17 protein-coding genes are annotated in these 17,791 nt (G+C 68.1%); 9 read left to right on the top strand and 8 right to left on the bottom strand.

The annotated features are described in order from the left end of the window. Positions 1-178: 178 nt before the first annotated feature. Positions 179-1,510: an MFS transporter gene (locus tag BM228_RS09330; protein WP_092039266.1), complete on the top strand. Its 1,332-nt coding sequence runs from the start codon at positions 179-181 to the stop codon at positions 1,508-1,510. Between the two features lie 748 nt (positions 1,511-2,258). Then, entirely contained in the window at positions 2,259-2,888 is a 630-nt protein-coding gene (locus tag BM228_RS09325; RefSeq protein ID WP_139234069.1) for a hypothetical protein, read from the top strand. A 170-nt stretch (positions 2,889-3,058) separates the two neighbouring features. Here the strand turns inward: BM228_RS09325 and BM228_RS09320 are convergent, their stop codons facing one another. After that, positions 3,059-3,913 (bottom strand): LysR family transcriptional regulator, encoded by an 855-nt coding sequence (locus BM228_RS09320; protein WP_092039263.1) that lies wholly within the window; start codon positions 3,911-3,913, stop codon positions 3,059-3,061. A 94-nt stretch (positions 3,914-4,007) separates the two neighbouring features. Here BM228_RS09320 and BM228_RS09315 point away from each other — a divergent pair, with 94 nt between their 5' ends. After that, on the top strand, positions 4,008-5,309 hold the full coding sequence (locus BM228_RS09315; RefSeq protein WP_092039262.1) for an aspartate aminotransferase family protein: 1,302 nt from the start codon (positions 4,008-4,010) through the stop codon (positions 5,307-5,309). Between the two features lie 179 nt (positions 5,310-5,488). On the opposite strand, the gene BM228_RS09310 is transcribed toward BM228_RS09315, so the two are convergent. Continuing rightward, a complete protein-coding gene (locus BM228_RS09310; protein ID WP_092039487.1) occupies positions 5,489-7,354 on the bottom strand; it encodes an ABC-F family ATP-binding cassette domain-containing protein in 1,866 nt (621 codons plus the stop codon). A gap of 320 nt (positions 7,355-7,674) precedes the next feature. On the opposite strand from BM228_RS09310, the gene BM228_RS09305 reads away from it, so the two are divergent. Continuing rightward, on the top strand, positions 7,675-8,742 hold the full coding sequence (locus BM228_RS09305) for an HD-GYP domain-containing protein (protein WP_092039260.1): 1,068 nt from the start codon (positions 7,675-7,677) through the stop codon (positions 8,740-8,742). A gap of 10 nt (positions 8,743-8,752) precedes the next feature. Here BM228_RS09305 and BM228_RS09300 read toward each other — a convergent pair whose 3' ends face one another. Then, positions 8,753-9,664 (bottom strand): UDP-3-O-acyl-N-acetylglucosamine deacetylase, encoded by a 912-nt coding sequence (locus tag BM228_RS09300; RefSeq protein ID WP_092039258.1) that lies wholly within the window; start codon positions 9,662-9,664, stop codon positions 8,753-8,755. Positions 9,665-9,923: 259 nt separating this feature from the next. On the opposite strand from BM228_RS09300, the gene BM228_RS09295 reads away from it, so the two are divergent. The 5 genes from BM228_RS09295 (at position 9,924) to BM228_RS09275 (ending at position 13,713) form a co-directional block, all read left to right on the top strand. Further along, complete coding sequence (locus tag BM228_RS09295; protein WP_092039256.1) at positions 9,924-10,610, top strand: Crp/Fnr family transcriptional regulator; 687 nt, start codon at positions 9,924-9,926, stop codon at positions 10,608-10,610. 4 nt (positions 10,611-10,614) lie between these two features. Next, complete coding sequence (locus BM228_RS09290; RefSeq protein ID WP_092039254.1) at positions 10,615-11,670, top strand: ABC transporter ATP-binding protein; 1,056 nt, start codon at positions 10,615-10,617, stop codon at positions 11,668-11,670. Then, entirely contained in the window at positions 11,667-12,584 is a 918-nt protein-coding gene (locus BM228_RS09285; protein ID WP_092039252.1) for an ABC transporter permease, read from the top strand. The genes BM228_RS09290 and BM228_RS09285 overlap by 4 nt, the downstream gene beginning before the upstream one ends. Next, positions 12,581-13,354, top strand: coding sequence for an ABC transporter permease (locus BM228_RS09280; protein ID WP_092039250.1), 774 nt, complete (start codon positions 12,581-12,583; stop codon positions 13,352-13,354). Before BM228_RS09285 ends, BM228_RS09280 begins: the two co-directional genes overlap by 4 nt. 134 nt (positions 13,355-13,488) lie before the next feature. Then, positions 13,489-13,713 (top strand): hypothetical protein, encoded by a 225-nt coding sequence (locus BM228_RS09275; protein WP_092039248.1) that lies wholly within the window; start codon positions 13,489-13,491, stop codon positions 13,711-13,713. 21 nt (positions 13,714-13,734) lie between these two features. Here the strand turns inward: BM228_RS09275 and ureG are convergent, their stop codons facing one another. The 5 genes from ureG to ureC are packed head-to-tail and all read right to left on the bottom strand — an operon-like array spanning position 13,735 to position 17,789. Then, positions 13,735-14,352 carry an urease accessory protein UreG gene (gene ureG, locus BM228_RS09270; protein WP_092039246.1) on the bottom strand — a complete coding sequence of 206 codons (618 nt, stop codon included), beginning with the start codon at positions 14,350-14,352 and terminating at the stop codon, positions 13,735-13,737. Positions 14,353-14,361: 9 nt separating this feature from the next. Next, entirely contained in the window at positions 14,362-15,102 is a 741-nt protein-coding gene (locus BM228_RS09265; RefSeq protein WP_244537075.1) for an urease accessory protein UreF, read from the bottom strand. Further along, positions 15,038-15,538 carry an urease accessory protein UreE gene (locus BM228_RS09260; protein ID WP_092039242.1) on the bottom strand — a complete coding sequence of 167 codons (501 nt, stop codon included), beginning with the start codon at positions 15,536-15,538 and terminating at the stop codon, positions 15,038-15,040. The genes BM228_RS09265 and BM228_RS09260 overlap by 65 nt, the downstream gene beginning before the upstream one ends. A gap of 4 nt (positions 15,539-15,542) precedes the next feature. Continuing rightward, entirely contained in the window at positions 15,543-16,028 is a 486-nt protein-coding gene (locus BM228_RS09255) for a DUF29 domain-containing protein (RefSeq protein WP_092039240.1), read from the bottom strand. 33 nt (positions 16,029-16,061) lie between these two features. Next, entirely contained in the window at positions 16,062-17,789 is a 1,728-nt protein-coding gene (gene ureC, locus BM228_RS09250) for an urease subunit alpha (RefSeq protein WP_092039238.1), read from the bottom strand. Between the last annotated feature and the right edge of the window lie 2 nt (positions 17,790-17,791).

Below are 17,791 nucleotides of genomic sequence, written 5' to 3'. Positions count from 1 at the left end.
TCTCGCATGTCCGCGGGCCGCGGGCAAACCCGGCCGGCAGGGATATTCGCGCGTATCGTGCGCACGAAGCGACGCCTGATGCAACGCCATGACAGTCGAACGAAGTTGTCGTGCTCCGGGACTGGTAGGCCGGTCGCCGCTGATCCAAGGCGGGGGCGGCAGAGCCCGGAGGATTACGATGGCCCCGACAAACGTGGCGGATGCAATCCCGGACATCGAGCGGGCGACCCTGCGCAAGGTGATCTGGCGGATCCTGCCGTTCCTGATGCTCGCCTACTTCATCGCCTTCGTGGACCGGGTGAATGCCGGTTTCGCCGCCCTGCAGATGAACCGCGATATCGGGCTGTCGGCGGCGCAGTTCGGGCTGGGCGGCGGCCTGTTCTACGTGTCCTACGTGCTGTGCGAAGTGCCCAGCAACCTCGCCATGGAGCGGTTCGGTGCGCGGATCTGGATCGCCCGGATAATGATCACCTGGGGCCTCGTCTCGGCCGCCATGGCCTTCGTGGTCGGACCCGTCTCGTTCTACGCGGTCCGCCTGCTGCTCGGCGCCGCCGAGGCCGGCTTCTTCCCCGGCGTGATCCTGTACCTCACCTACTGGTTCCCCCGCGCCTATCGGGGGCGGATCGTGGCCGTGTTCATGGTGGCGATCCCGATCTCCAGCTTCCTCGGCTCGCCGATCTCGGCGTCGATCCTCAACACCGACGGGATGCTCGGCTTCCGCGGCTGGCAATGGCTGTTCATCCTGGAGGCGTTGCCCGCCGTGCTGCTCGGCGTCATCGCCTTCGCGGTCCTGCCCGACGGTCCCGGCCGGGCGCGCTGGCTCACCCCGCAGCAGAGCGCTTGGCTCCAGGACCGGTTGTCTGCCGAACGCGCCTCCGTGGTCGCGGGCGAGGCGGCACCGGCCCGCCACCTCTCGGTCTGGCAGGTGATGCGCAACCGCTACGTCCTGGCCGCCTCGCTGATCTACGCGGGGGCCTCCGGCGCCAGCCAGTGCCTGTCGCTGTGGCAGCCGCAGATCATCAAGTCGTTCGGGCTGACGAACCTGGAGACCGGCCTGCTGAACTCGATCCCGTTCGGCATCGCCTCGGTGCTGATGATCCTGTGGGGCCGCTCCTCGGATTGGAGGCAGGAACGGGTCTGGCATACGGCCTTACCCTTGGGCCTGCTGGCGCTGAGCCTGGCGGCCTCGGTCGCCACCACACAGCTGCTGCCGACGATCCTGATCTTGTGCCTCGCCGTCACCGCGACCTACACGGTGAAGGGCCCGTTCTGGGCGCTGTCGACCGAATGGCTCTCGGCGGGTGCTGCGGCGGCCGGCATCGCGCAGATCAACGCCATCGGCAATATCGGTGGCTTCGTTGGGACCTACCTGCTCGGCGTGATCAAGGACGCCACCGGCAGCTATCCGCTCGGCCTGCTGCCGCTGGTCGTGCTCTCGGGGGCGGGCTGCCTGCTGGTCCTGGGACTCGGGCGCGGCCGCCCTCGAGCTGCCGCGGCGGCGCAGGCTTGAGCGCGCCGCTGATTCGCACGCGGCTATCCTTTCGCGCCCGGCTCGACTCGGACGAAGGCGCTCTTCGACCGCGATTCCTCCGGCCGAACGGCCCTCCAAACGCTCAGACCCTCAAATTTCTGTGGTGGAACGGCACGTTACGACGAGCGCGATAGGAGCGGTGAATTTTACGATGTGATCAATATCGCTGAAATTGCCTAATGCTGACGAAGCGTAGGCCTTTTTTGTGGTTCACTGGAAAAATATCGGCGCCGGATTGCAGCAAGTCTCCCCACGCGCTGCTTGGCGAGCTGACGTGTTGACATGTCAAGGCTGCGATGTGCTTATTCCTATGCTTGGAGTATGAAACTCCGGGCGGGCTCTTCCTCGGCCATGATAGCCTTCGGAAGATCGGACGCGCTGCGACGGTGCGCTCCGATTTAAAAATCCTGATTTTACATTCATAGTGCAGTTACTGTTGCGCTTAGCAATCGGTATTGGCCGTATGGCGACGTGCATTCATGCGGTGAAGTTATTTTGATGCTGCAACGGGACGCTGCCAGCTCGTGCGGCTGGCAGCGTCGCAACCACGACGCCGCTTCGGATTGCCGAGGTTCGTAATTGGGGCGGGCGCAGATTTGTTTAAGTTGGTTGTCTTGAGAAAAATAATATTAATTTGATAGTTTGCACGAAAATATCGAGCGTAATACTTCGTTGAGGTGCAATTTTATGTGGAATGTCGTCAGACCTAGCCCTTGGAGCGCGTGAAATGTTTGCTATCAGTCCGGTCGCATCCACGTCCGTCACCGCATTGAGGCCTCTCCAGGTCGATGCACCGGAGCGGGTCGCGTCGGTGATAGCCAGCGTGCTTCCTGTGCCGGTGGCACTGGATCCGAGGACGCATTACGCTCTCTCGACCCAGGCGGCCGATGCCGTGCTGGCTCTCGTCCAGGTGAAGGCGCCCACACAGGATACGCTCACGCTTCTCGCACAACAGGTTGAGACTCCGCCGGTCAACGATGCCGAGACCGCGACATCGCCCGAGCTCGCCGGCGATCCGCGCCCGGATGTGAGCGCGAACGGCGAAGTGGCTTCGGCAACCCCGGTTCCGAACGGTCGAACCGCGGCAGCAGGGTTCGAATCATCGATCGCCGAAACGCGAACTGCCCAGCAGGCCAAGCAGGCCGCGGACTGGGAGGCCTACCTCTATAAAATCACGCATGTCGACAGCAACGTCATGAACGCGATCAGTTTCTATCTGATGGCTAACGATGCCAACTATCGGGATTTCAAGAACGAACATCCCAGTGTCGATGTGCATTGGATCAACGTCGACAACAAAAAGATCGTCTCTCTCTGGCCCAGGATAACCGACAAGTGGTTCCCTGAGACGGTCTGACGATTTTCCTGTTTGATCAATAGCGGGTCGAACAGGCTGCGAAAGCGCGAGCCTTTGATGCTGTTCCGGATGTGATCGAACGGCATCCTTCCGTAGGGGGCCACGGCGCCAGGGTCATCGGCCTCCTGTGATCGAAGGCTCGGCGGCGATCGGTCCGAGACGGATCGGGATCACAGAACCGGCAGCAGGCTCCGGATATGGCCCGCGAAGGCGCGGGTGAGCGGCGAAGCGTGTCCCTCATCGAGCCGGACCACGAGGCCGATCTTCGGCAGGGGCGGTAGGCCGGCTGTGCGGGCGAGGATGCGCAGGTCCCCCGGCACCGCGGCCTGGGTCAGCACCGCGATCGCCTGCCCGGAGCGCACAACGGCGAGTAGGCCCGCGAGGCTGCCGCTGGCATAGGCGATCCGGTAGTTGCGCCCGGCTCGAGACAGAGCCGAGAGCGCCGCGCGATGGTCGAGCGTATCCGGATCACCCAGCGCGAGGCGGAGCGGATCGGGCCAGTCGGTGGCACCGTCCTTGGCGCCGACCCAGACGAGCGCCTCGCGGCGCAGGATCGCCCGCTCGGCGTCGAGGGGGACCGACACCAGCGCCAAGTCGAGGCCGCCGCGCTCGTACCGGCTCACGAGCCGTGGTGTCGCGGCGCAGACCACCTCGATCACCACGGCCGGGTGGAGCTGGGCGAAGCTGCGCAGCAGAGCGGGTAAGAAGGCGTCGGCGTAATCGTCCGGGCAGCCGAAGCGCAGCGTCCCGTCCAGGCGCCCGCCGGAGAGTTCCGCCAGGGCGTCGTCGTGCGAGGCCAGGATCCGCCGCGCATGGACCAGCAGGCGCTCGCCATGGACCGTCAGGACCACGCCGCGCCCGGTCCGGGTCAGGAGTGGCTGGCCGACGATGTCCTCCAGGCGCTTCATCTGCATGCTGAGCGCCGCCTGGCTGCGCCCGACCCGCTCCGCGGCCCGGCTCAGTGCGCCGCTCTCGGCGACATGGGCGAAGCTGCGCAGCAGATCGATATCCAGGCTGACAGCCATCAGAAATCCTGAAGCCTCGGTTCAAATCTATAAGCTACCGCGACGGTGCGTCCGTCCCTAGCATGGCCTGCCCTTTACCGGAGCCGAGCCAGCCATGACGCGGAACGCAGATCCCGATTTCTGGACCCGGGCGCGCCGGCATCTCGTACGCTACGGTGGGACTTTCGCGCCGCTGATCATCGAGCGTGCGCAGGGCAGCTTCGTCTACGACGCCGACGGCCGCGCCATCCTCGACTTCACCTCCGGCCAGATGAGCGCCATTCTGGGCCATGGCCATCCCGAGATTGCCACCGTGGTGGCCGATCACGCCGCGCAGCTCGACCACCTGTTCAGCGGCATGCTGACCCGCCCGGTGGTCGACCTCGCCACGGAGCTGGCCCGCCTGGCACCGGGCGACCTCGAGCGCGCGATGCTGCTCACCACCGGCGGCGAGGCCAACGAGGCGGCCCTGCGCATGGCTAAGCTCGCCACCGGCGGCTGGGAGGTGGTGAGCTTCGCCCAATCCTGGCACGGCATGACTGCGGGCGCCGCGGCTGCGACCTACAGCGCCGGCCGCAAGGGCTACGGCCCGGCGGCGATCGGCTCCTTCGCGATCCCGGTCCCGAACGCCTACCGGCCGGCCTTCGAGAAGGACGGCGCCGCGGATTGGCAGGCCGAGCTGGATTACGCCTTCGCGCTGATCGACCAGCAATCCACCGGCGACCTCGCGGCCTTCCTGGCCGAGCCGATCCTCAGCTCGGGCGGCATCATCGAATTACCCCTCGGCTATCTGGCCGCGCTGAAGCGCAAATGCGTCGAGCGGGGCATGCTGCTGATTTTGGACGAGGCCCAGACCGGCATCGGCCGCACCGGCCTGATGTTCGCCTGCGAGCGCGACGGCGTGGTGCCGGATATCCTGACCCTGTCGAAGACCCTTGGCGCCGGCCTGCCGCTCGCCGCCCTCGTCACCACGGCCGAGATTGAGGAACGCTGCCACGCCCGTGGCTTCCTGTTCTACACCACCCATGTCTCCGATCCGCTCCCGGCGGCGGTGGGTCTGAAGGTGCTGGAGATCGTCCAGCGCGACGGGCTGGCCGCCCGAGCGACGGAAGCGGGCGAGCGGTTATCGGCGCGGCTGCGGGCGCTGCAGCAGCGCTTTGCCTGCATCGGCGATCTGCGCGGGCGCGGGCTGCTGCAGGGCATGGAGATCGTGGCGGATCGCCGGACCAAGGTCCCGGCGCCGGAACTGGGGGACGCGATCACCCGGCTCTGCCTGGAACTCGGCCTCAGCATGAACATCGTGCAGCTGCCGGGCATGGGCGGCGTCTTCCGCATCGCCCCGCCGCTGACGGTGTCGGATGCCGAAATCGATCAGGGCGTGGACATCCTTGAGCGCGCCCTCGAAGCCGCGGTGTGACGCCGCCCCAAGACTGGGATCCCAAAGGGCTCAGCTCTTTGGCGGGGTTCGGGGGCGGAGCCCGCGAGCATCGGGCGTCGCCCGACACCAGGGCTCCGCCCTGGACCCGCAAAAGGTCGACGACCTTTTGAAACCGGGACTTTCGCGTTCAGTCCCTGAAGACGCCGGCGGAAACGGGCTCAGGCCGCCTCGATCTCTTCGCTGACCATCAGCCATTCCTCCTCGGCGGCGGCCAGGGCGCTCGCGGCGTCCGCGCGCATCTTGGCGATCTCGCCGGCCTTGGCGGCGTTCTCCCGGAAGGCGGACCCGTCCTCCAGGGCCGCGTCGATCTTCTGGATCGCCGCGGTAAGCTTGGCCATGCGCGCCTCGATCCCGTCGAGCTTCTTCCGCAACGGGGCGAGGGCGGCGCGGCGCTCGACGCCGGCCCGGCGGGCCTCGGCCTTCTGGCCGCCCGAGGACTCCGCGTCGCGCGTCTCCTCGCGCTCCGGTCCGGACAGGACGAAGCGGCGGTAATCGTCCATGTCGCCGTCGAATGTTTTCACCGTGCCGTCGGCCACCAGCCACAGCCGGTCGGCGCAGGCCTCGACCAAAAAGCGGTCGTGGCTCACCAGGATGACGGCGCCTTCGTAGTCGTTGATCGCCTCGACCAAGGCCTGGCGGCTCTCGATGTCGAGGTGATTGGTCGGCTCGTCGAGGATCAACAGGTGCGGGCCATGGAAGGCCGCGAGCCCCATGAGCAGCCGCGCCTTCTCGCCACCGGAGAGCTTTTCCACCGGCGTGTCGGCCTTGTTGGCGGCGAATCCGAGCCGGGCGGTGGCCGACCGAACCTTTGCCTCCGGCACGTCGGGCATCAGGGTGCGGACATGCGCGTAGGCGCTCTCGGCGGGGCGCAACTCGTCGAGCTGGTGCTGGGCGAAATAGGCGACCTCCATTTTCGAGGAGCGCCGCATCTCGCCGGCGATCGGCCCCATCCGGCCCCCGATCAGCTTGCAGAAGGTCGACTTGCCGTTGCCATTGGCGCCGAGCAGCGCGACGCGGTCGTCGGGCGCGAGGCTGAGATCGAGCCCGCTGAGCACGACCCGGTCGCCGTAACCGGCCTTGACCCGCTCCATGGCGACGATCGGCGGCGACAGCGGCTTTTCCGGGCTCGGCAGGTGGATCACCGGCACGTCGTCCTCGATCAGGGCCGCGATCGGCTCCATCTTGGCCAGCCGCTTCACCCGGGACTGGGCCTGGCGGGCCTTGGTGGCCTTCGCCTTGAACCGGTCGATGAAGCTCTGGAGATGCGCCCGCTCGGCATCCTGCTTCACCTTGGCCTTGGCGAGCAGAACCCGCTTCTCGGAGAGCTGCTTGGCGAAGCTGGTATAGCCGCCGCGGTAGATCGTGAGCTTGCCGCGGTCGAGATGCAGGATGTGGTCGACGCTGGTGTCGAGCAGGTCGCGATCGTGGCTGATGATGATCGCGGTGCGCGGGTAGCGCTCGAGATAGTCGTAGAGCCAGAGCGTCCCCTCGATGTCGAGGTAGTTGGTCGGCTCGTCCAGCAGCAGCAGGTCGGGCTCGGAGAACAGCACCGCGGCGAGCGCCACGCGCATTCGCCAGCCGCCGGAAAAGTCCGAGCAGGGCCGGGCCTGGGCGGCCGCGTCGAAGCCGAGCCCGTGCAGGATCGCGGCGGCCCGCGCCGGCGCCGAATGGGCGCCGATATCGACCAGCCTGGTCTCGATCTCGGCTCGGCGCAGGCCGTCGGCATGCTCGGCCTCGGTCATCAACCGGGACCGCTCGGTATCGGCGGCGAGCACCACCGCGTGCAGAGTCTCGGGGCCGGCCGGCGCTTCCTGGGCCACGGCGCCGATCCGCATGCCCTTGGGCAGCGAGACGGATTTGGCGTCCACCGGCAGGTCGCCGAGGATCGCCTTGAACAACGTCGTCTTTCCGGCGCCGTTGCGCCCGACGAGTCCCACCCGCGCTCCTTCCGGAATCGTGAAATTCGCGGCATCGAGGATCAGGCGGTCGCCGATGCGATAGGTGAGGTCATGGACGCGCAGCATGGCGGCGTTCTGGCCGTCCGAGCCCGGGGAGGCAAGCGCCCTGTCGGCGCGGTCGCACGCCAGCCGGCCGCGCAAGACGATACGACTGCGGAATCTTTATTTCTGGTCTGTAGCGCGAAATCGTCGGCGGTCACTTTAACGAAATCGCATCACTCTCGGTCGAATATACGACACTTCTTCGGCGCATGCGCCGTGGACAGTGTTCAAACCGATCGGCGGCCGGTGCCGGAGGGCCTGGCTTTCGCAGTCGCGGAGCGGCCCGGGGAGGGCCGGCTCGCTGGTGGGTACGCCGAACGGGGGCGTAGGGTGGGAGAGGCGTTTTGGGTCGCACCGTGATCCTGACCGATGATCTCGGCCGTGGCGAGCGCTTGGTGCGCAACCTCGGCGGCGGTCCCGGCCTCGTCCTCCATGATCTCTACGGCGATGCGGAGCCGCTGGCAGGCGCGGCGCTGGTGATCAGCGACGTGAGCGCGCTCACCTCGGATGCCGTCCTCCGGCTGCGCCGGGCGCTTGTCGTCGCGCGGGACAGGACCACGCCGTTTCTCGCGCTGATCCACGGCAATCTCGGGCGCGGCGAGATCCAGGCGACCGCCCTCGGGGCCACGCGGATCCTTCCGGCCTCCGCGGCGAACACATTGCTCGCTAAAGCGGTCGCCGCTCTCAGCAGGGCCGAATCCGAACTTGAAGACGGTGGCGACCTGCGGCGCTGCGCCGAGGAAGCACGGTCCGCCTTCACGGCGATCTTCCGTGGCGACACGGCGCCGGCTGCCGCGATCGTCGATGCCGGCACCACCATCGTCAACCGGGCGATCCGCGAATCGAAGGTTCGCGACTGGCTGAACGTGGTCGCCGGTTTCGACGACGGGACGCATCGCCATTGCCTGACCGTCGCCGGCCTGGCCGCGGCCTTCGCCCAGAGCCTAGGCCTCAACGAGGCCGACGCCCATCACCTCACCAAGGGCGCGCTGCTGCACGATATCGGCAAGTCGAAGATTCCGCTGGCGATCCTGAACAAGCCGGCGCCGCTGACCCCAGCGGAACGGGTCAAGATGGACCGGCATCCGGCGATCGGCCACGCCATGCTGGTGAATGGCGATTACGATGCCGGGACGCTCGCCGTCGTCCGCTCGCACCACGAATATCTCGACGGATCCGGCTATCCGGACGGCCTTCGGGCCGCTCAGATTCCCGACCTCGTCCGGCTGATCACGATCTGCGATATCTTCGCGGCGCTCATCGAGACCCGCCCCTACAAGGCTCCGAAATCGACCCGGGAAGCCTACGCGATCCTCGAGAAGATGGGGCCGAAGCTCGATTGCGATCTCGTCCGCGCCTTCCGCCAGGTGGCCCTGGCCTGCGAGCAGCCGAGCCAGCGGATGTCAGCCTGAGCCTGCGCGATCAGACCAGCTCCCAGGCGCTGGTCTGACGCATCAGCGCCCCGACCAACGCGTGGTTCAGTTCGTGCCCGGTATGGAACGCCGCGACCCGGCCCTCCACGGGATGGCCGGCCAGCATCAGGTCGCCGACGAGGTCGAGGATCCGGTGGCGGACCGGCTCGCCGGGGACACGCATCCCGCCGAGCACCCGCCCGCGCATCAGGAGCGCCGCCGAGCGCGGGGACACGCCCTGCAGGAAGTCCCGTCCGGTGGCGTAGCCGAAGGCGCGGCCGGCCATGGCCCGGAAATACCGGCCGAAGCTGCGAGACGGTGCGATCTCCCGCACGAAGCTCTCCGGCGTGATCGCGCCGGACCAGTCGATCGAGCCGAAATGCGCGAGCGCGACATGGCCGGTGACATGGAGGCCCGCGCCGGGCCCGATCTGGATCAGCCGCCGCCCATCCTCGACCGCCACGGTCCGGCGTATCCGGATCACCCGGCAGGGCGGGGGCTGCTCGGTTCGGCCGACGGCTCGGATCGCGTCGCACCAGGGCAGCGCGCTGCCGTCGAAGATCGGCAACTCGTCCGCGTCGATCTCGGCCAGCACGTTGTCGATCTGGAGCGCGTGCAGGGACGCCATCAGGTGCTCGATCGTGCGCACCAGCGCGCCTTCGCGCCGGACCGCCGCCGAGAGCGGCTGCGAGTCCCGATACTGCCAGAGCGCCGGCACGTCGATGGTGCGCCCAGTCTTCAGGCGGCGACGAAAGACAATGCCGTGCCCCGCGGGCGCCGGGCAGACCCGGACAGTGGCATAGCGGCCCGAATGCAGGCTATGGCCGGATCGCTCGAACGCATCGGCCAATGTCGCCTGACGGCGTCCGACCGGCATGACCGGGCCGGACGTGAGATCTGCAATTTCGAACTCTTGGTGCATCGGGATTCGTCAGGCGCCGTGGCGCGGGGAATTATCCCTCTTCACCGATCCACGCTAATAAACTCCTGTTCAGCCAAGCGCGGCTTGACCGGCCAGCGCGCGGCCGTCACGATCATATTCGCCGCATCGATCGAGCGCGGCCATGTCGGCGCGCGGCTCCGAGATGCGGGCTGCTCCCGTCCCAAGTGTTGCTGGCCCAGAGTTGCTGGTCGGCCCCGTCAGGGCAGGGACGGAGGCCGGGGCCGAAGGGACAGGATCGATGGCGCGGTTGGGGACCATACCTTTCTTCAAGGATCCGGGCATCGAGCTCGGTCCGTTCGAGACCCGCTGCCATTGGCGCCGCTTCGACGAGAACGAGGTGCTGGTCGACTTCGACGACATCTCCACAGACGTCTACTTCATCGCCTCGGGCGAGGTCCGCATCCTCAACCGGACCCAGTCCGGCAAGGAGGTGATCCTCGGCGAGATGCGCGGGGGCGCCTTCTTCGGCGAGCTCGCGGCCATTGACGGCATCGGCCGCTCGGCCAATGTCACGGCGCTCACCCGCGGCGAGGTCTGCGTGGTGCCGGCCACCGTGTTCCGGCAGATGGTGTTCGCCTCCGAAGCCATCGCCGACCGGCTGTTCCGGCTGCTCGCCAAGCGCGTGCGCGAACTCAACACTCGTCTCATGGAGCACGCGCTCCTCGATCTGAAGCATCGGCTCTACGCCGAATTGCTGCGCCTCTCAGTGCCCCGGGCCGGCACCTCCGGCGAGCGGGTCGTGTCGCCGCCGCCCTATCATCACGTGCTGGCCGCCCGGATCGGCTGCCGCCGCGAGCAGGTCACCCGCGAGTTCACCGCCATGGCGTCCGAGGGGCTGGTGGACCGCACCCGCGGCGCCCTGGTCCTGCGCCGGCCCGACCTGCTCGAGGCGCGGGTGGCCGAGGCCCTGCGCGAGGATTCCTGACGTCTTGGCGGAAACACCCGCGCTGCGCCTACGGCTGGAGGATCTGACCAAGCGCTTCGGCACGCATGTCGCCGTCGATGCGGTGAACCTCCATCTGGAACCCGGGGAGTTCTTCTGCCTCCTCGGGCCGTCCGGCTGCGGGAAGAGCACGCTGCTGCGCATGATCGCGGGCTTCGAGACCCCGAGTTCCGGCCACGTGCGTCTGGGCGATCAGGACCTGACCGCTCTGCCGCCGCATCGGCGGCCGGTGAACATGATGGTCCAGTCCTACGCGCTGTTCCCGCACATGAGCGTGGCCAGGAATATCGGCTACGGCCTGAAGGGCCTGGGCCGGGGCGCCGCCTCCGCCCGGGTGGCGGACCTGCTGCGCCTCGTGCGACTCGAAGGTTTCGCCGATCGTCGGCCCGAGACTTTGTCTGGCGGCCAGCGTCAGCGAGTGGCGCTCGCCCGGGCACTCGCCCGCGAGCCGAAGCTGCTGCTGCTGGACGAGCCCCTCGGCGCGCTCGACCGCGGCCTGCGCGAGGAGACCCAGGCCGAGTTGCGCGCCGTGCAGCGCCGCCTCGGCACCGCTTTCGTGGTGGTGACCCACGACCCCGAGGAGGCGATGATGCTCGCCGACCGCATCGGCGTGATGGAGGGCGGCCGTCTCGCCCAAGTCGGGCCCGCGGCCGAGTTGTACCGGCGCCCGGCCAGCCGCTTCGTGGCGGGCCTGCTCGGCGACGTAAATCTCATCCCCGGCCGTCTCGGCTCCGCCGAGGCCGGCGACAGCCGGGCTGTGGAGACCGCGCACGGGCCGGTCCGTGCCGCGGCTACGGACTTGCCAGAAGGCACTTCGGTCGTCGTCGCGGTGCGCCCGGAAAACCTCATCGTCGGCACCGAAGGGCTGCCGGTGACGATCGCCGACGCGGTCTTCTTAGGGGATCGCCTCCGTCGGACCCTGCGGCTGCCGGATGGCACGCTCTTGCGGTCGAGCGGCCGGCCGGGTGACGAGCGCGATCTCGTGGGTTCAGAGACCCGTGCCGGCTTCGCTGCTGCCGCCGCCGTGATCCTGCCGGCATGAGGGGCACGGCGCCGGGAAGACGGATGTTCGACCGCCTGGTGCGGCTGCCGCCGTTCCTGTGGCTGACGGCCTTCTTCCTGTTGCCCTTCGCGATCACCCTGAAGATCAGCCTGTCCGAGCCAGCGACCGCGATCCCGCCCTACCTGCCGGTGCTCGATTGGCAGGGCGGTCTCGAAGGCTGGTCGGCCTTCCTCGAAGCCCTGAATCTCGACAATTACGCGACCCTCGCCGCCGACACGCTCTATCGCGACGCCGCTCTCGGCTCCCTCGGCTACGCGCTGGCCGCCAGCCTGATCCTCGTCGCTTTCGGTACACCGCTCGCCTACGCGCTGGCCCGGGCGCCGATCCGCTGGCAGCCGCTCCTCGTCGCCTTAGTGGTGGTGCCGTTCTGGACGAGCTTTCTGATCCGAATCTATGCCTGGATCGCGATCCTCAAGCCCGAGGGGCTGCTCAACCTGATCCTGCTCCGGCTCGGCCTGATCGCCCAGCCGCTCATTATCCTGAACACCGACGCCGCGGTGATCATCGGGCTGGTCTACGCCTACCTGCCCTTCATGGTCCTGCCGCTCTACGCGGTGATGAACCGCCTCGACCCGGCTTTGCGTGAGGCCGCGGCGGATCTCGGCGCCTCGCCGACCCGAGTGTTCTGGACCGTGACCCTGCCGCTCAGCCTGCCCGGCATCGCGGCCGGCGCCGGCCTCTGCTTCATCCCGATGGTCGGCGAGTTCGTGATCCCGGACCTGCTCGGCGGCTCCGAGACCTTGATGCTCGGCCGCGTCCTGTGGAGCGAGTTCTTCTCGAACCGCGACTGGCCGCTGGCCTCGGCGGTGGCGGTGCTGATCCTGGCGATCATCATCGGCCCGGTGGTGCTGTTCCGCGACAGCCTGCGCGCCGGCGAGGAGGGCCACCCATGACCTGGGTGACCCGCGCCGCCCTCGTGCTCGGGCTCGGCTTCCTCTACGCGCCGATCCTGGTGCTGATCGCCTACTCGTTCAACGCCTCGACCCTGGTCACCGTCTGGGGCGGCTTCTCGACGAAGTGGTACGGCGCGCTACTGGCCGATGCGCCACTGATGGCGGCGGCCTGGGTATCCTTGAGGGTCGCGCTGCTGGCGAGCCTGATCGCCACGATCCTCGGCACCCTCGCGGCCCTGGCCCTGGAGCGCCACGGCCGCTTCCGCGGACGGGCACTATTCACAGGGCTGATCTTCGGGCCGATGGTGATGCCGGAGGTGATGATCGGCCTGTCACTCCTCCTGATGTTCATCGGCATCGGAATCGACCGGGGCCTCGCGACGATCGTGATCGCGCACGCGACGTTCTGCACCGGCTTCGTCGCCGTCGTCGTGGCGGCGCGCCTGCGCGGGCTCGACCGCGGCCTCGAAGAGGCAGCCGCCGATCTCGGCGCGGGACCGCTGCGCGTGTTCCTCACCATCACGCTGCCGCTGCTGGCGCCCGCCGTGCTGGCCGGCGCGCTCCTGGCCTTCACCCTGTCGCTCGACGACCTCGTCATCGCGAGCTTCGTCTCGGGCCCGGGCTCGACCACCCTGCCGATGCGGCTCTACGGCCAAGTCCGGCTCGGGGTGAATCCAGAGATCAACGCTGCCTCGACGCTCCTGATCGTGCTGGTCAGCGCCTTCGTGCTGCTGGCTTCCTGGCTGACCGTCCGGCGCTCGCGCGCCTGAAACCTTGCTCATCCGGCTGCCCGCCGCATGACATTTCCGAGACGTGCGCTCGCGCACGCAGCCACGCTTCGGGCGATTATACCTTTTTCACGAGCCTGCTGCGCCAAGCAGCGAATCCATGAGGGACCGTCGTCATGATTCGTGCTCTGATCGTGCTACCCCTTGCTACGCTCCTCATTGTTCCGGCCGCGGAAGCCCGTTCGGCCCGTGTTCACGCCAAGCCTCTGCCCAATCCCGCCATCAAGGCGCGCGAATCGGCGCTGAAGGATTTCGACGCTCGGATGAGCCGGCTCGATGCGTTGATGGGCCTGTCGTCGAAGGCATCGCCGCGGTCGCGCTCCGCGGACGCCGGCCGCTGATCAGCTTAAATCGCGGGACGGTCAGCGGCCGAGGCCGCCGGCCTCCTCGATGAAGCGCGCGACGGCATCCGCGCCGTCGCCGCTCCGCAGGGACGCGAACACGTAGGGCCGCGCGCCGCGCATCCGCTGCGTATCGGCCTCCATCACCGAGAGGTCGGCACCGACCAGGGGCGCCAGATCGGTCTTGTTGACGATCAACAGATCCGACCGGGTGATGCCGGGTCCGCCCTTGCGCGGGATCTTCTCGCCGCCCGCCACGTCGATGACGTAGAGCGTGAGGTCGGCGAGTTCCGGTGAGAACGTCGCCGCCAGATTGTCGCCGCCCGATTCGATCAGCACCAGATCGAGCTTCGGGAAGCGCCGGCTCATCTCGGCGACCGCGGCGAGGTTGATCGAGGCATCCTCGCGGATCGCCGTATGCGGGCAGCCGCCGGTCTCGACCCCCAGGATGCGCTCCTCCGGCAGGGCGCCGGCCACGGTCAGGATCCGCGCATCCTCCTTGGTGTAGATGTCGTTGGTGATCGCGCAGATCTCGTAGCGCTCGCGAAAACGCTTGCAGAGCTGCTCCATCAAGGCCGTCTTGCCGGAGCCTACGGGGCCGCCGATGCCGACGCGGAGCGGGCCGTTCGCGGAGGTCATGTTGCGTCCTCAGGATCGGAAGATGCGGGAATATTGCGTCTCGTGCCGGAAGGAGCCGAGATCGAGGCGGAACGTAGCGGATCCGATGGAGTCAAGATCCGCATCCAGGGCGGCTTCGGCGAGCCGGACAATGCGGGGCGTCAGGGCCGCGATCACCCGCGTGCCTGCAGCCTGCCCGACGGGGGCCGCGCGCAACGCCGCCGAGACGAGGTTCTGGACGAAGGCGAGGCCGTAGGCGGCGAGCAGGGGCGGCAGCGCCATCCCGTGCGCGCCCGCCGCCGCACCGACCGCCACTGGATAGGCCACCGCGCCGGGAAGTTTCTCGGCCAAGCCCGTCAGGGCTTCGCAGGGCCAGGCGCAGAGCGTCGCGTCGAGGAAGCTGCGGCCTTGCTGGCTGGTCTCCAGATGCAGCTCGCGCGACGGGGCCAGGGCCAAGGCGAGATCGTTGATGGCGATGATCGTTTCGGCTCCTCTAGAGGATGCCGCCCGATGCGCCTGCGCCGCGAGGATCAGGTCGTTGCGCAGGGCGCCGTGCGCGCACACATCAGCGAGCCAGGCGGCGAGGCTTGCCTCGTCGCGCACGTCGCCGGTCTCGGCCGCCCATTCCAGCCCGTGCGAATAGGCATAGGCACCCACCGGATAGCCCGGCGACAGCCACGCCATCAGGCGCAACGCGTCGAGATTCTCAGCCATCGGCGTGGTGGTGATGGTGCCGGCCATGCGGGTGATCGTGTCCGTGGGCGTGGGCATGGCCGCCGGAATAGGCCCCGCCCTCCGGCCGGAACGGGCGCTCCACCGGCTCGGCGGTGCCGCCCAGGCCCCGGACCATGTCGGCCAGCACATGATCGTCGGCGATCCAGAACGCCTCCGCGCCGATCTCGGCCGGGATGTGCCGATTGCCGATATGCCAGATCAGCCGCTTGAGGGCGTGGTCGCTCGCGGCGCGGATCTCCAGCAGCCGCTCGGGCGCAGCCTCGACCCAGACGAGCCGGCCATCTTCCAGCACCAGGGCATCGCCGTCCTCCAGCACGGCGGCCTCCGGCAGATCGAGCAGGAACCCCAATCCCCCGGCGCCGCGCATGGCGACGCGGCGGCGGTGGCGCTCGCCGGAATCGAGCACGACCCGGTCGACGATCTCGCCGCCGGACAGGTGCTCGCGGCGGAGGATGCGGGTGGCGCGGATCATGGAGTCAGGATTGGTCAATCAGATCAGGCTCCTTCGGCAGGAAGCCGTCGGATAGCGCGTTTTCCAGGGTGAACGGCAATTGCTCGGGGAAGAGGGTGAAATCGATCCCGGTCTGCTCCGAGGCTTTGCGGCGGCCGGACAGGTAACACATCGCGAAGACCTCACCGGGATAGCGGCGCAGGCTCGGGCTGGCATCGAGAAGTTCGGCCAGGCCGGCCCGCTGCTCCATGATCGTTCCCCTCCAGCTGCTGGATCGGAACCCCGGCTGATACTTCCACTTCAGCAGGTGCGTGAGCAGAACGGTCAGGCGGTTGCGGATCTCGCGCTTGTCGCTGGCGCCCACGCTCGCGACCTCGTCGATCAGATGGTCCAGGTCGAGCTCGTCGAAACGGCGGGCGCGCAGCAGATCGGCCTGGGCCTGCGTCCAGAGGAAGAAGTCGGTCTCGTAGAGGTCGTCCTTCGGGGGTGGTTTTAAAGCGGCCTTCGCCATCTCCGGCCTCCTGTCCGTCCGCCCCACGATAGCTCAGAACAGGAAATAGCGCTGCGCCATCGGCAGCACCTCGGCGGGCTCGCAGACCAGGAGTTCGCCGTCGGCCCGGACGTCGTAGGTCTCGGGGTCGACCTCGATCACCGGCGTCGCGTCGTTCAGCACCATGTCCTTCTTCGAGATGCCGCCACGGACATTCTCCACCGCGACAAGCTGCTTCTGCACCCCGAGCCGCTCCCGCAACCCGTCCTCCACCGCCGCCCGGGAGACGAAGGTCAGGGCCGTCGTGTAGGGCACGCGGCCGTAGGCGCCGAACATCGGGCGGTAATGCACCGGCTGGGGCGTCGGGATCGAGGCGTTCTGGTCGCCCATCGGGGCGGCCGCGATGCTGCCGCCCTTGAGCACAAGATCGGGCTTCACCCCGAAGAAGGCCGGGGTCCAGAGCACGAGATCGGCGAGCTTGCCGGGCTCCACCGAGCCGATATGCTTCGACACGCCGTGCGCGATGGCCGGGTTGATCGTGTACTTGGCGACGTAGCGCCGGGCGCGCAGGTTATCGGTGCCGGAGGCGTCGCCCGCGAGCGCGCCGCGCTGGCGCTTCATCTTGTCGGCGGTCTGCCAGGTGCGGATTACGACCTCGCCGACCCGTCCCATGGCCTGGCTGTCCGACGACATCATCGAGAGCGCGCCGATATCGTGCAGGATGTCCTCGGCCGCGATCGTCTCGCGGCGGATCCGGCTCTCCGCGAAGGCGAGGTCCTCGGGGATCGACGGGTCGAGGTGATGGCAGACCATGAGCATGTCGAGATGCTCGTCGATCGTGTTCTTCGTGTAGGGTCTGGTCGGGTTCGTGGACGACGGGAGGACGTTCGGCAGCCCGGCGACCTTGATGATGTCCGGCGCGTGGCCGCCGCCCGCCCCCTCGGTGTGGAAGGCGTGGATCGTCCGGCCCTTGAACGCCGCGATCGTGTCCTCGACGAACCCCGATTCGTTGAGCGTATCGGTGTGGATCATGACCTGGATGTCGTGGGCATCCGCCACGGACAGGCAGGTCTCGATCGCCGCCGGCGTCGTCCCCCAATCCTCGTGGAGCTTCAGCGCGCAGGCCCCGGCCCGGACCATCTCGACAAGGCTCTCCGGCCGCGAGGCATTGCCCTTGCCGGCGAATGCCAGGTTCATCGGGAAGCTGTCGGCCGCCTCGATCATCCGGGCGATGTGCCAGGGGCCGGGCGTGCAGGTGGTGGCGAAGGTGCCGTGCGCCGGCCCGGTACCGCCGCCCAGCATCGTGGTCACGCCCGAGCACAGCGCCTCCTCGATCTGCTGCGGGCAGATGAAGTGGATGTGGCTGTCGAAGCCGCCGGCCGTGAGGATCTTGCCCTCGCCGGCGATCACCTCCGTGCCGGGGCCGACCACGATGTCGACACCGGGCTGCACGTCGGGGTTGCCGGCCTTGCCGAGCTTGAAAATCCGCCCGCGCACGATGCCGACATCGCATTTCACGATGCCCCAATGGTCGAGCACTACCGCGTTGGTGATCACGGTATCGACCGCACCCGCCGCGTTCGTGACTTGGCTCTGGCCCATGCCGTCGCGGATGACCTTGCCGCCGCCGAACTTCACCTCCTCCCCGTAGGTGGTGAAATCGCGCTCCACCGTGATTTCGAGGCAGGTATCGGCGAGCCGGACGCGGTCCCCGGTGGTCGGGCCGAACATGTCGGCATAGGCCGAGCGGGGGAGGGCGGCGGGCTTCGGAGTGTTGGCCATCT

Source organism: Methylobacterium pseudosasicola (genome assembly GCF_900114535.1).
GTDB lineage: Bacteria > Pseudomonadota > Alphaproteobacteria > Rhizobiales > Beijerinckiaceae > Methylobacterium > Methylobacterium pseudosasicola.
Note: the sequence above shows the minus strand (reverse complement) of the source record. Positions and strands in the feature narration are given on the sequence as shown.

Bases quoted from the DNA above. Each gene is read 5' to 3' on its own strand.
- BM228_RS09330 (WP_092039266.1), top strand. From the start codon at position 179: ATGGCCCCGACAAACGTGGCGGATGCAATCCCGGACATCGAGCGGGCG.
- BM228_RS09325 (WP_139234069.1), top strand. From the start codon at position 2,259: ATGTTTGCTATCAGTCCGGTCGCATCCACGTCCGTCACCGCATTGAGG.
- BM228_RS09320 (WP_092039263.1), bottom strand. From the start codon at position 3,913: ATGGCTGTCAGCCTGGATATCGATCTGCTGCGCAGCTTCGCCCATGTC.
- BM228_RS09315 (WP_092039262.1), top strand. From the start codon at position 4,008: ATGACGCGGAACGCAGATCCCGATTTCTGGACCCGGGCGCGCCGGCAT.
- BM228_RS09310 (WP_092039487.1), bottom strand. From the start codon at position 7,354: ATGCTGCGCGTCCATGACCTCACCTATCGCATCGGCGACCGCCTGATC.
- BM228_RS09300 (WP_092039258.1), bottom strand. From the start codon at position 9,664: ATGCACCAAGAGTTCGAAATTGCAGATCTCACGTCCGGCCCGGTCATG.
- BM228_RS09295 (WP_092039256.1), top strand. From the start codon at position 9,924: ATGGCGCGGTTGGGGACCATACCTTTCTTCAAGGATCCGGGCATCGAG.
- BM228_RS09285 (WP_092039252.1), top strand. From the start codon at position 11,667: ATGAGGGGCACGGCGCCGGGAAGACGGATGTTCGACCGCCTGGTGCGG.
- BM228_RS09280 (WP_092039250.1), top strand. From the start codon at position 12,581: ATGACCTGGGTGACCCGCGCCGCCCTCGTGCTCGGGCTCGGCTTCCTC.
- BM228_RS09275 (WP_092039248.1), top strand. From the start codon at position 13,489: ATGATTCGTGCTCTGATCGTGCTACCCCTTGCTACGCTCCTCATTGTT.
- ureG (WP_092039246.1), bottom strand. From the start codon at position 14,352: ATGACCTCCGCGAACGGCCCGCTCCGCGTCGGCATCGGCGGCCCCGTA.
- BM228_RS09265 (WP_244537075.1), bottom strand. From the start codon at position 15,102: ATGCCCACGCCCACGGACACGATCACCCGCATGGCCGGCACCATCACC.
- BM228_RS09260 (WP_092039242.1), bottom strand. From the start codon at position 15,538: ATGATCCGCGCCACCCGCATCCTCCGCCGCGAGCACCTGTCCGGCGGC.
- BM228_RS09255 (WP_092039240.1), bottom strand. From the start codon at position 16,028: ATGGCGAAGGCCGCTTTAAAACCACCCCCGAAGGACGACCTCTACGAG.
- ureC (WP_092039238.1), bottom strand. From the start codon at position 17,789: ATGGCCAACACTCCGAAGCCCGCCGCCCTCCCCCGCTCGGCCTATGCC.